Here is a 12508-nt window from a genome sequence, read left to right as displayed (position 1 = left end):
TGAATTCCTTGCAGGGAAGCGCCATAGCCCGGCGCTCCCTTAGACTTTTTGGCCGTGATCAGGTCACGACATTTGTAATGTCATCATCAACGAGGATCGTTGCCTCGCCGAGCGTGTATTCCACGAAAGTATCTGCGCCATCGTTGACGGTTGCGCCCTGGGTTGCGCCCGCGATCGTGACCTGATCATCCGAGCCGCCCGTGACCTTGACCGTATTGGTCTCCGACGAGAGCGCCAGAACATCCGCCTCCGTCAGCGTCAGCGCGCTGTCTTCGGCGAACTCAAGCTGGATCGTGTCGATATTCATCGCTCCAAGACCCGGATTGGCCACGTCCACCGCGCCACCCGCGGCCCCGTCTTCGAGCACGAGGAATGTCCCGCGCGTGTTGCCTGCGGGATCGGCAGAGGTCACAACCAGATGGGATCCATCGGGCACATTGGCTTCAAAGCTATACGCCGTCTGCGGACCAAGCTCCGCCGGCGCGCCATGATCCACTGCCGTGATGCTCGCATCTGCCGCCACTTCGTAAACAGCCTGCGCCTCGTCCTGCGCGCCGACAAAGATGCCCGCGACGCCAGTGGGCGCTTCCAGAACAAACTGAACCTGCGGGCCGTCCGGCGCGACGGTATCAATGGCGATGACCTGATCGCTGTCGCGCGGATTGCCTGCGGCATCCGTGGCCATGAGCGAGATCTGCGCATCATATTCGCCGCGCGGAACATCAGCGCCAGGGATCGTCAGGGTCCAGGCGCCATTGGCCGCGACATTGGCCGTATAGCTCTGACCATTGAACATGACCTCGAGCGAGGAGCCGGATTCCACGGACCCCGACAGCGCCAGCCCGTTTGCATTGAGCTCCGCGGCCGAGACAACGCCATCTGCCGTCGCGGAGGCGGCCGACATGGACAGATCGTTGACCCATGTATCCACGGCAATGGAGGTTGTGATGCTGTCGACGTTACCCGCTGCATCGGTGCTCTGCACGCTGACATCGACGGTATATTCATCATTGGCCCGGAAGGCCGCTTCCGGCATCGTGACGCTCCAGGTGCCTGCACCGGCATTGACGCTCGCGGGCACGGTGATGCCGCCAATCGTGACAAGCACGGATGTCGCGCCGATCTCGGTTGTGCCATTGATCGTGACGCCCGCTTGCGCTTCGGCCGCGTTCACAACGGCATCATTGCCGAATTGCATCGCGTCAAAGCCCTGATTTTCCACGACCGTATCAATCGCGACGCCATCGGCGGCGTTGCGCGAATTTCCGGCCGGATCGGTGATCGATGCGGTGATCTCAGCCATATCGGTATCTGCGGGGATCTGGCCCGGCGCATATGTCACCGACCAATCCCCGTTGGCATCGCTCAGCGTCGTGCTCTGCACGCCACCCAGAGTGACCGTGACCAGCATGTTTGGCGTGGCCGTGCCATTGATCGTGACACCGTCGGACGCTTCGACCTTGTTGACGACATCGTCGCCCTCGATGGGAGCGGGATCGATGGTCAGGTAGCCGCTGTCTGTGTCCAGCGCGAAGGTGCCTGTCTCTGTGCGGGTATTGCCCGCCACATCGGTGGCATTCAGCGTAACGGTCACATCCTGAAGATCACCCGAAGGCAGATCGCTCTCCGCAAGAGCAACAGTCCACGTCCCATCCGCTGCAACGACGGCCGTGTGGCTTGTCGTCCCGACAACAACCGTGAGCGAAGAGCCCGCTTCGACCGACCCCGTCAGGGTAAAGCCCGCAGCCGCCTCAGCGGCATTGACCACCGCATCATCGCCGCCCGGCACGCTGCTCATGGCCAGCGGCTGGACATAGGTGTCGATGTCGAGCGTATCGGTATCTGTGGAGGTGTTGCCCGCAGGGTCCGTCGCAATGACAGAAACATCCACGCTGGTCTCTCCCTCCGGCAGAACACCGCCCGGAATATCGACGGACCACCTGCCCTCGCCGGTGGCGATCACCTCGGGATAGGTCACACCATCCACTGTCAGAACCACTGTCGAGCCCGCTTCTGCGGTGCCGGTCATCGTGATGCCCGCCGCCTGCTCTGCCCCATTGACGACCCCGTCGCCGCCAATGCTGACAACGTCGAAAGCCACGGAGCCCACAGTATCAACCTCGACAGTCTGGGTCAGCGAGGAGCTGTTGCCGTAGCTGTCCTGCGATGTCACGGTGACGCCAGTCGTGTATTCGCCGGCCTCAATTTCGAAGGCCTGGAAGATCACGCTCCAGCTGCCATCATCGGCGACATCTGCGCTATGGGTCGTGCCTGCAATGGTGACGTTGACACTCGTGCCGACCTCGCCAGTACCGCTGATGGTCAGGCCATCCTGATGGCCCTCGGCGTTGAGCAGATCGCCGACTTCAACCGTGCCTTCCGTAATCGTCAGCGCCGGGCCGGTCAGATCGATGGTGATCGCCGGACCGTCCAGCGCCACGTCTCCGTCCTGCGTCGCGACAACCACCGCGGCATCATAAACGCCATCGACCGGGAAGTCAGACCCTTCAAAAACCGCGGACCATTGCCCGTCGACCCCGATGGTGGTCTCGACAACATCATGCCCGACTGTGACCCGGACCGTATCGCCAGCGCGGCCTGTACCCGTCACGGCAAAGCGCTCTTCCGCGCCGTCGCCACCAATCACGATGGCTGTGTCGTTGACTGTAGGATCGATAATGTTGGTACCGGTGGAGCTGTCATCACTCCCACCGCCGCCACCATCTCCGCCGCCGCCCGTCAGCGCCGCCAGACCAACGGCACCCGCGCCCGCAGCCGCTGCGGGACCGAGAAGACCCATGCCGCCCAGCAGACCCGCTGCCAACATGCCCACATCATTGCCGTCATCCGGCCCGATCACATCTGCGCGCTCGTAATGGATCAGCGCCTCATCCGGGCTCCACTTCCCCCATTCGGCTGCGGTGCTGTATTCCGCGTAAAGCGCGCCCTCCTGCCCTTCGGCAAAAAAGACTTCCTGCAATACGCCATCTGAGCTCAAAAAGAGACGCGGTGCTTCCGCGCCACTAACGAAATAGTCCTGAAGGATGATCGTGCGCCCGTCCGCAAGGGTTATGTGCAGATCGCCATCAACGCGCTCATAGCCCTGAATATCGGCCTGAGACAGGTTCAGCGACGTCTCATCCCCGGGCGCCATCTGAACCATTGTCGCGCTGGACGCGCCTTGAATAACATCGCGCTGAACACTGCCCGCATCACTGCGGACGACAAAATCTATCGCCTTCATAACAACACCGCTCAATTATGGGCGACCTCACATCGTTGGGCCGCTTCGTTTAGTTAACGCAAGATGTAGCGTACTTTTCTACAGCAAGGAAGATAAAAACGAATCGGCCCCGCCAATTCCTCTTGGATAGCAAGTGCAGGCTGTACAATTTCTAGCAACTACGCGGCCTTTTGCCGTCTGTCCGAACCTTGCGCGAGTTTCCGCCAGCGCTCCAAGGCAGGAATACCGGGCTTTGTGGCAGCGCGCCGCCATGCTACCTTGGATTGATTAAATCTTATTGACATTTCCTAAAGGCGATTTTTGCATGTGGGACTTCCTCAAGAAAGCCGCAGGCGCCGTGGTTCAGGCGGGCGCATCCTATCTCATCCAGAACGCCGCCGTAGAGCGCATTCTCCAGGCCCCTGATGTCGAGACCGGCAAAGCATGGCTGCGCGCCCATGTCCTTGAGATCGAGGATGAGGATGACATCACGACATTGCTCACCGTGATCGAAACGCGCCACCAGCAAGCCCTCGAAGCAGCACAGAATGCAGGCTACGACGGCAGTTGGGGCAACACCCATGAAGACAAAATGGCCTATATGGCCGCCCACATCAAAACCGGCACGCCGATGCGCAACGCGGAAGCGGAACGTCTGGTCGAGATCTACGCGGCGATGGATCATTTTACGCGCCTCTATTGGCAAGAAGCGCAAGCCAATCGTCAGAATGCGGCATCTCCGGGTCACACCCTGGCAGCGTCACCGGAGCCCGCATCACAGGTGGCGGAACCAGCCGAGCACCGTCCCTCGCCCACTGTGCGCGCAAATGCTGTGAAGCGCCATCTTGACGAGATCAGCGCGACCTTTGCCAGCGCAGAGCCGATCCCGCAGGCTCCCAAGACCAATGAACCGCTCGATGACATCGCGGCACTGTATCTGCGCCTCGAGGCGGACAAGGCTGTCACAGACGGCATGTTTCGCTCACAACCCGGACAGGCCAGCGAAGAAGTCATCGACGTGCTCAACGGCGCCTATGAGAAATACAACGACATCCTCGAACGCGGCCCTGCGAGCTCTGACCTGATCGCCCATGACGATATCCGTTTCGCCATGGGACAGGCCCGGGAATTTGCCGGAAATGCTTGTGAGTCCTTGGGCGCGGTAGACCAGACCTATGAAAACCAGCAACGCGCCGTGGGCTATTTCCATGAAGCCCAGACGCTGTTTGAAAGCCTTGGCAAGGCCGAGGAGGTCAAACGGGTCGCCCGCAAGATCAAGGCCGCGCAGGAGATGATGGACGGCGATACGGGCGAGATCCCCGCGCATCTGCACATCCCGCTGGATGACCCCCTGCAAGAGGCCGATCGCCTTCTCGACCTGGCCTCCTATCACGGCGATGACCCCGTCGCGGCCATCGAGATGATCCACCGGGCCGAGGCGCTCTTGATCAGCAATGGCATGGCGCTGCCCGATCCTGAGGCCATGGCCCATGATCTGATGCGCTCCATTGAAGGTCTGCAAAGCGGCGCGATGGACGCCACAACCGCGCCGCTCCAGCGCACGATGAAAATCCGCTCCTTGCATTCAGCCATCTTTCAGATGCTGCACAAATTCTACAAAAAGACCGACCCCGAAGATCCGAACTACCCCCGCGATCAAGCCATCGCCAAAAGCTACATGGCCAAATTCGAAGCGCTGGATGCCCAGCAAAGCAATCAGGATTTCCGCGATATCATGATGGGCATGATGGGGTCCGGACAGGCCGACCGGGACTGACGGTTTGAGCTATTCCGCGCTCATTCAATTGACCGGCGCTCTCGAAGATGTCTCTCGCGAGGTCGAAGCGCTGCAAACGGGAGATGACCCGGGCCCCTGCTTTGAGGCCCTCGAGAGCCTGTCCGATGATCTGCAGAGATTTGGGCGCCCCGAGCTTTATTGCGTCTGGCATCTGCGGCGCTCCCGGTTGCTCCTGTTGGCCCAGCAGGCTGAGGCGGCGCTGGAGGACGCACGTGCCGGACGCGCGGTTTTGGGCGGTATGCGCAAGGGCGATTTGGAGGTCGATGCCCTGGTGGCTGAAGCCCGAGCGCTGGATGCAATGGGCGCCTACACAACGCTGAACAACGTTTGCGAACAGGGCATCCAGATCGTCGAAGGATTTCGCTACAAAGCGACCGGCCCGTACCTCAAGGCAGGCTACATGCGCAATCGCATCGCGCTTTATGCGCTTGGTGTGCTGGCGGCCTTCAAGGCGGGCGATCTGGACCGGGTGATCGCGCGCGCCGAGCTCTCCAAATGTCGTCTCGACCAACATCGCGAGACCTCCGAGAGCGCCGCGCAGCGCCAAGAGCTGCGTTCCGTCTCAGCGCGCATCTCGGAATTGGAAGCCGCCGGGCGGACCACGGCCAATTTGCGCACAAAGCGGCGCATGCTTTGGGATCGCTACGCCGAGTCCAGCCAAAACGACCCGCTGCCGCCAGTCACGTCAGTGGCGCAGGCGCAGGCTGCGTTGGGGTCCGATGAGGCTGTTCTCTATCACTACTGGATCGACAAGAGCCGATTGCTGCGTCTTTGCCTGAGCCGCACGCGGGCCGAGGCGGATCTTGTCGAGGTCACTGCCGCGCAGCGCAAAGCCATGCAGGATTACATCGCGCGGCTGAGTGATGAGACCCATCGAGGCCCGCGCCGTGCCGAAGACATCGCGGACTTTGCCCAGATCATCTGGCCCCCCGCCGGGCCGCAGACTTCTCCGAGGTCTGGAAAACTCGCCGACACGCTGGCTGCTGCTTCCCGGTTGATCCTGAGCCCGCACCGTCTGTTGCACCGAATGCCCTTCGCCGCCCTGCCTCATGGGGATGGCTATGTCCTGCACAATTGGTCCCTGCGCTACAGCCCCAGCCTTGCCGCACTGACGCTGCCGCCCCAAACGCGCGGCCAAAGGCGCGCGCTGTGCCTCGGGGTCGAGACCTACGGGGGCGTGCATGCCAAGTATCGGCGCCTCAAAGGGGCCTCGCGCGAAGCGGAGGACATCGCGGCGCTCTATGCAGAGGCCGGTTGGCACAGCGAAACGCTGTCTGAGGAGACCAGTGAGGCGGACTTGTTGAGCGCGATCGAGCGCCACGACCCTGACGTCCTGCATATCGCATGCCACGCCGATAACGTGGCCGCTGATACGCCACTGGAATCCAAACTCATTCTGGCGCGTGAAACGGTGGACGGGTTGGACATCGCGCTGTCGAGCCTCGCAGCCCACACTGTGATGCTGTCAGCCTGCTCCACCGGCCAGCGCGCCATCGCCGGGCGCCGCATGGGCGAGCTTCCGGGCGATGATCTGCACGGTCTTCAAACCGCCTTCTTTGCCTCGGGCGCGCGCAACGTCGTGGCCAATCTGTTTCCCGTCAAAAACCATGCCGCACAGCAAATCGCCCCTGCGTTTCACCGCGGTCTCCTCAGCGGTCACCCCCCCGATGTGGCCCTTACGCAGGCCATCCGGGATTATATCGCGAACACTTTCGGTGATTTCGCCAAGCCCGATTACTGGGCGCCCTTCTTCGTCGTGGCCCTCGGCCCCGCGCCCGCCGCATCACAACAGGACCACACTCAGGGAGTTAAACCATGACCATCGCCAATCTGAAAATCGAGCTGTCCCCCGGCGCGGATGCCGATACAGCCGCACATTTCATCGAAAGCCGGTTCACCGCGGCACCCGAGATTGAGAAATCCATCGTCGCGGAGGACACGGACCGGTTTGGCGTGGCCGAAACCGTGGCCGTCATCGCGGCCTCTGTTGTGCTGGTCAAAGAAGGCACGGAGCTTTTGGAGGCCTTGCGAAAATTCGTCAAAACCGCGCAAGCGCTCGTCACGGAAGGCAAAGCGCTCAAAGGCGCGCTCATCGAAGTCGAGGGCGAGACGCTGGACGCCGCCACGGCAAGCGACGACGACGTGAAAGCTCTTGTGGCCCGGATCGCGTCGGAAAGCTGAACGCGCGCACTGGTCAAGGCGGGTTGCAATGCGTATCCGGTCGGTATGACTGGTGTATTGGCAACGTTTACGAGTTCTCCCCCGGATGCCCCCGCGCTGACAGGGGAATTTGACGCCACCTATGGACAGCTCGCGCAGATCGAAACCGCGCTCATTGCGCAAGCACAATGCCTTGGCATCACCCCGGCGCATCGGCTGGCGGTTCTGACAGAAGATCGCGGTGAGACCCTGCCGCTGCTCGTCAGCCTGATGGGCTGTGCGTCGGTCTTGCCGCTCAACCCGGCCCTTCCGATGCCGGAGCTCGCAGATCAGATGCGCGCCGCGCAGGTCGACGCGCTGGTCGGGTTTATGAGCAGCGTAGAGGCTCCTTTGCTGGCACAATGCGCCGCCGTGCCACTCGTGACGCTGAAATGCACGGACAAAGCGCTTACGCTGAGCGGCGCAGCACTCCCGGCTGCCACAGAGCGCAATCGGCCGCGCGGCCTCGTTCTGTTGACATCCGGATCGACCGGCACGCCGAAGCGGGTGCCGCTGTCGCCCGAGGCCTGCCTGCATTCCGCCCGGACAATTGCTGAAAGCCTCGCGCTTTCGAAAAAGGACATCGCGCTGCACGCCTTGCCGATGTTTCATGTGGGCGCGCTGGTCGATCTCTTTCTGGCCCCGCTCAGCGCGGGGGGGGCCGTGCATGTCGCCCAGGGAAAGGACCCTGAGGCCTTGCAGCAGGCCGTCCGCGATGGCGCCACGTGGATGCAGCTGGTCCCCACCATGCTGGCCCGCTGTCTGGCGGATATCCCGACCCAGGACGCCGCGCGCATGGGACAACGCTTGCGCTTTATCCGTTCTGTCTCGGCCGATCTTGCGCCTGAGCGCCATGCCGCGGCGGAAGCGCATTTCGCAGATACTCCGCTGATCCAGATGTATGGCATGACAGAAACCGCCGGTCAGATCACGGCCAACCCCTTACCACCTGCCGCGCGCAAACCGGGCTCTGTCGGACAGCCGCGCGGGGCGGAGATCCGCATTCTGGACCCCAGCGGCGCGCCGGTGCCTCAAGGCTCAACAGGCGAGGTCTGCGTGCGCGGTCCGGCGGTCATGGCGGGGTATGAACGCGCCGATCCGGCGGAGCATTTCTTTGGCGATTGGCTGCGCACGGGCGATCTGGGCTATCTCGATGCCGAGGGCTATCTCTTTCTGACGGGTCGTCTCAAGGAGATCATCAACCGTGGCGGCGAGAAGATCTCGCCCGTGGAGATCGAGCGCGCAGCCCTCAGCCTGGCCGGCGTGGTGGAGGCAGCGGCCTTCGCCGAGCCGCACCCGACCTTGGGCGAACAGGTCGGCCTCGCGATTGTTCTGCTGCCAGAGTGCAATGCGGACGAAGCCGCACTTCTGGATGAACTTGCCACCAAACTCGCCGCATTTCAGTGCCCAAGGCGTCTGCGCATCCTGCCCGCCCTGCCGCGCCTGGGCAGTGGTAAAATCGACAAGCGCGCGCTCATGGCTGCGGATACCCCGGCCGGCGCCACGCGGGCACGCACAGGCATTGACGCACGGATTGCGCAAGCCTGGCAGGAGGCCCTGAACGCCCCCGAACCGCCCGGGGATGACGAGGATTTCTTCGATGCGGGTGGCGACAGCCTGATTGCCACGGCTTTCATCACCAAGGTCCAGAACCTGATCGGGGCACCCGTGCCGCCCAATGCGCTTTTTGATGCCCCGCGATTTGCCGCTTTTGTTGCGGCCATCGCCAAGGCGTCCACCGCCGCGCGCCCGTCACAGGAGCCAGCCCATATCGCCTACCTGCGCGCGCAGACCGCAGGCTGGTCGGGCCGCGACATCGGGGCGGACATTCCGATCCTCGCCCGCAACACGATCGTCGAGGCAACGCCCTTGTTCCTGTGCTCGCAGGGCGAAGGTGCTGATTTCATCCAGACGCTGGGCGGCGCACGCCCGCTCTATCGCATGCGCTCCCTGCACCGCTTTCCCGGACGCACGGACACACATAATGACGATATCGCCCACCGCTACACCGCCGTGATGGAGGCGCTGCAGCCAGTTGGGCCGTTCTATCTGGTCGGCTTTTGCGAAGGTGCCCGCATTATGGATCTCGTGGCCCGGAAGCTCATCGCGCGCGGACGCGATGTTGCGTGCCTGGTCAGCGTGGATCACTGGTTCGAGACACCCACCGCCTATCCGGTGCTGCATGTCTGGAGCGAGAGCCGCCGCCACTCCGCAACACGCCAGTTTGCGCGCCCTGATCTGGCCTTCCCCGTGCTGCATCCGGCGGGCGCGGAAGGGCTCCGCGTCCGGGGCAAGCATGGTGAGGCGCTTTCCAAGGAGACCTGGGAGCCGGTGCTGGCGCGTCTGTCACAAATCATGGACGGTCAGAAACTGGCCGCACCTGTCGCGCATCCCGCGCATATGCCTCCCGATGAGAGGCCCAATGCGTGTCAGGCAGATATCGCGCTGACCGCCGCACGCCGCGCGCCGGGCGGGAGCACCTTGGCGGTGTCCGTGATGCTGCGCAATTGCTCTGACGTGATCTGGGAACCCAGCGAAACAAGCGGGTTGAGCGTCACTTTGGGTTGGCGCAATCTCGATCTGTCCAAACGGCTGACACGCTCCGCGCCGCTGCTGTGGTCTGATCCGGTTGCGCCCGGCGAGACGATCCTCCTGTCAGGCGAAATCAACGTTCCCAAAGCCACCCGGCCATTTCTGCTGGAGGCGCTTTTCGAGGATCAGGGCTTTGCTAGCTACGCCGCGCGCAACGGCTGGCGCGGCTGGCGCTGGGTTCTCGTACAGCGCTAAACCCCGGGCAGCACAATCGGCAAAGCCTTGGGCCAGCGGTGACCAAAGCGCGGGGCATAGTCGAGCGTCGCCCCCGGTTCGGCCCGCCGCGCGCCGCGCGCGTGCAATGCCTGCATCAGGGCTGTGATCTGCGCCACACCCAGCGCCTCACCGATACAGCGATGGCGACCCATGCCAAAGGTAAACACTTCTTCCGACCTGTCGGCGTTGAACAAATCGGGCGCATCAAAGACCGTGCCATCCCGATTGGCGCTGGCCAGCGCGAGGAAAACGGGCGTGCCTGCCGTGATCTCGGTGCCCTCCCAATCGAAGCTCTCGCGTGCCACGCGCGGCACGATCTGCCCCGGTGTCTGCAAACGCAGCGCCTCGCGGATACATGCCTCCTCAGACGTGGCACCCTGCGCCTCCAAAAGCGCAAAGACCGACGCCGCTCCCGCTTCGATATTCTCGATCCCATCAGCAAAGACGAGGATCGCGCAATCCACGATCTGCGCATCGCTCAAGGCGTCATGCTCGGCTTGAAAGGCCAATAGATTGCTCAGCAAATCCGCCCCCGGCCTTGCACGACGCGCCTCAAGTGCTGCGTGAAAGAGCGCGCGGGCGTCATCAAGACCAGCGTTGGTCTCCGCAAAAGCAGCAGGGTCCGTGATCGGGGCGAAAAGATGGAAGAAGCCCGCCGTGATCCGCTTGAGGGTCGCGGGCTCGGCTTCCAACCCCACGAAACGCTGCATCGAGGCCAATGCGAACGGCGACGCAACCCCTGAGATCAGCTCAACCTCGCCCGACAGCCCCGCGACACGTGTCTGCGCCTCCTGCTCCAAGGCCACCTCAAAGCCCTCAAAGCTTCGCGTAAAGGCGCGCATGAGCGCCTGCCGGGGCAGCTTGTGCTCCGGCAGATCGAGAAAGGGCGGAATGTGGGCGGCGAGATCGGCAGCCGTGTATTTCGCACGATTGCGCGGCGCGAGCACAGAAAAGCGCGAGGGCGCATTGCCCAGGGAGGGATGGGTCACCGCGCGGCGGATGTCAGCGTAGCGCGTGAGCAGGAAGCCGCCCGATGCCACCTCTGCCAAACCTGCATGTTCGCGGGCAGCGGCATAGGTGGGATACGGATCGGCCACGAAATCGGGTGCCGTCAAATCAACTGGCCCGCGCAGCGCAGGCTGGGCTGTGGGCACAGGCGCAGGGTTGGCCTCAGCCTTTGACCCAGCGCCGAACCACCTTGCCAACTTCTTCATCGTTTTGCTCCAGATGCGTCGCGATATTGGCCCGGTCATCTTCGCTTAGCGCGACACCGGCGGCGAACTTGGCAAGGATCTCCGGCTGAAAGAACCGCACCGCACCCGAGAGCACAAAGACCTCATCCATCAGATCTGCCGTTGTCGAGGGCGAGCACATATCAGCCACGTTGTCCGAGCCAAGCCGGATCGGCACGCCCGCCACCGCAAGCTCCAGAATGCGCGGGATCGCGTTGTAATTGGGCGTCATGACGGGCCGGATCGCGCGCATGCCAATGGCCGCAGACGGGCAGGAAATCACGCCCACGTTGCACTCAAGCATTCCCTCCACAAAAGCCTGCCAGCGCGCATCATCATAGGTCGAGGGCGAGATCATATGCACGGCCCAGATGAGCGGCTCGCCCTCAGGCTTACTGGGGCAGCCCTCCTCACGCAGGACCTTGATCAAACGCTCGGTCCCGTCTTCCTGCGGGATGTTGCGTTGATCGGTATGCACATGGACCATCTTGCCCGTCGCCTTGCAGAGCGCAATCATCCGGCGGCAATGCTCCTCAAAGCCGATGTTGCCGGGATAATCGCCGACATCATCTGCCTCGGGCAGCGATCCAATGAAATCCGCCATCGCCACGCCACGCTCGAACACGTCCCAACGCGCGGGTTCATCATCGCGAAAACCCAGCGGCGTATAGGCGGCGGTGCGGATGGCGATCTTGCCTGCGACCGTCTCTTTATACGCGTTGATCCATTCCAGCGCGGTCGTGCCAACCCGGTCATTGGTCACATCGACCATCGTGTCGCCCACACGCGTGCCCGCCGCAATCATGACCTGCGTGGCCTCATCCACCCGCGCGATCAGATTGTCGCGATCATAGGCTGGCCCGTCATGTACGGTTGCGATCAAGGCATGCTTTTTCTGCAACGAAATGGCCGAGCTTTCGAGCACGGACAGGCGCCCGTGATCAACGAAACCGTCATCCAGCGTATTGGCTCTGTCGAGATGGAGATGCGCGTTGTGAAACCCGCCAAGGGCGTCTACCGCTTCGCGTACGCGGCGGTAAAAAAGCGTCGTCATGTACCAGGTCTTCCTCATTATGCGCTGCAACACTTAGAACGGGCATGGCCTTCCATCAAGCGCCTGCAGAGCGCACCGCTAACGGTTTCGTGAATGGCCACCCGGGCCAAAGGCGCGTGTCTTGTCAAAAGGGGTATTTGCCGCGCCCTGTTTTTGCGCCACCTTGCTCAGAAGAGATCAACAAAACGAAAAAC

Annotated in this window: 7 protein-coding genes; 4 read left to right on the top strand and 3 right to left on the bottom strand. The window is 62.6% G+C overall.

Features of this window, described 5'->3' with window-relative positions:
* Positions 1-58 precede the first annotated feature (58 nt).
* Entirely contained in the window at positions 59-3244 is a 3186-nt protein-coding gene (locus ACP15S_RS01875) for an Ig-like domain-containing protein (protein ID WP_425037881.1), read from the bottom strand.
* 304 nt (positions 3245-3548) lie between these two features.
* Between ACP15S_RS01875 and ACP15S_RS01870 the strand changes: the two genes are divergently transcribed.
* From ACP15S_RS01870 to ACP15S_RS01855, 4 genes are read left to right on the top strand one after another with little or no spacing between them, the layout of a single operon-like run.
* Entirely contained in the window at positions 3549-5000 is a 1452-nt protein-coding gene (locus ACP15S_RS01870) for a hypothetical protein (RefSeq protein WP_425037880.1), read from the top strand.
* Between the two features lie 4 nt (positions 5001-5004).
* Positions 5005-6840 (top strand): CHAT domain-containing protein, encoded by a 1836-nt coding sequence (locus ACP15S_RS01865; protein ID WP_425037879.1) that lies wholly within the window; start codon positions 5005-5007, stop codon positions 6838-6840.
* A complete protein-coding gene (locus ACP15S_RS01860) occupies positions 6837-7202 on the top strand; it encodes a hypothetical protein (RefSeq protein WP_425037878.1) in 366 nt (121 codons plus the stop codon). Before ACP15S_RS01865 ends, ACP15S_RS01860 begins: the two co-directional genes overlap by 4 nt.
* A 45-nt stretch (positions 7203-7247) precedes the next feature.
* Positions 7248-10007 (top strand): AMP-binding protein, encoded by a 2760-nt coding sequence (locus tag ACP15S_RS01855; protein ID WP_425037877.1) that lies wholly within the window; start codon positions 7248-7250, stop codon positions 10005-10007.
* Here ACP15S_RS01855 and ACP15S_RS01850 read toward each other — a convergent pair.
* Both ACP15S_RS01850 and ACP15S_RS01845 read right to left on the bottom strand, forming a co-directional pair.
* A complete protein-coding gene (locus ACP15S_RS01850) occupies positions 10004-11242 on the bottom strand; it encodes a cytochrome P450 (protein WP_425037876.1) in 1239 nt (412 codons plus the stop codon). The two genes, ACP15S_RS01855 and ACP15S_RS01850, sit on opposite strands and share 4 nt — an antisense overlap.
* Positions 11199-12314: a hypothetical protein gene (locus tag ACP15S_RS01845; RefSeq protein WP_425037875.1), complete on the bottom strand. Its 1116-nt coding sequence runs from the start codon at positions 12312-12314 to the stop codon at positions 11199-11201. Before ACP15S_RS01845 ends, ACP15S_RS01850 begins: the two co-directional genes overlap by 44 nt.
* Positions 12315-12508: the final 194 nt, after the last annotated feature.

It is taken from the genome of Primorskyibacter sp. S187A (assembly GCF_049800955.1).
GTDB lineage: Bacteria > Pseudomonadota > Alphaproteobacteria > Rhodobacterales > Rhodobacteraceae > JAKVBH01.
This window is presented reverse-complemented; position numbering and strand designations above follow the sequence as displayed.

Excerpts from the sequence above, each read along its gene's own strand:
- ACP15S_RS01875 (WP_425037881.1), bottom strand. The coding sequence starts at position 3,244 with ATGAAGGCGATAGATTTTGTCGTCCGCAGTGATGCGGGCAGTGTTCAG.
- ACP15S_RS01870 (WP_425037880.1), top strand. The coding sequence starts at position 3,549 with ATGTGGGACTTCCTCAAGAAAGCCGCAGGCGCCGTGGTTCAGGCGGGC.
- ACP15S_RS01860 (WP_425037878.1), top strand. The coding sequence starts at position 6,837 with ATGACCATCGCCAATCTGAAAATCGAGCTGTCCCCCGGCGCGGATGCC.
- ACP15S_RS01855 (WP_425037877.1), top strand. The coding sequence starts at position 7,248 with ATGACTGGTGTATTGGCAACGTTTACGAGTTCTCCCCCGGATGCCCCC.
- ACP15S_RS01850 (WP_425037876.1), bottom strand. The coding sequence starts at position 11,242 with ATGAAGAAGTTGGCAAGGTGGTTCGGCGCTGGGTCAAAGGCTGAGGCC.
- ACP15S_RS01845 (WP_425037875.1), bottom strand. The coding sequence starts at position 12,314 with ATGACGACGCTTTTTTACCGCCGCGTACGCGAAGCGGTAGACGCCCTT.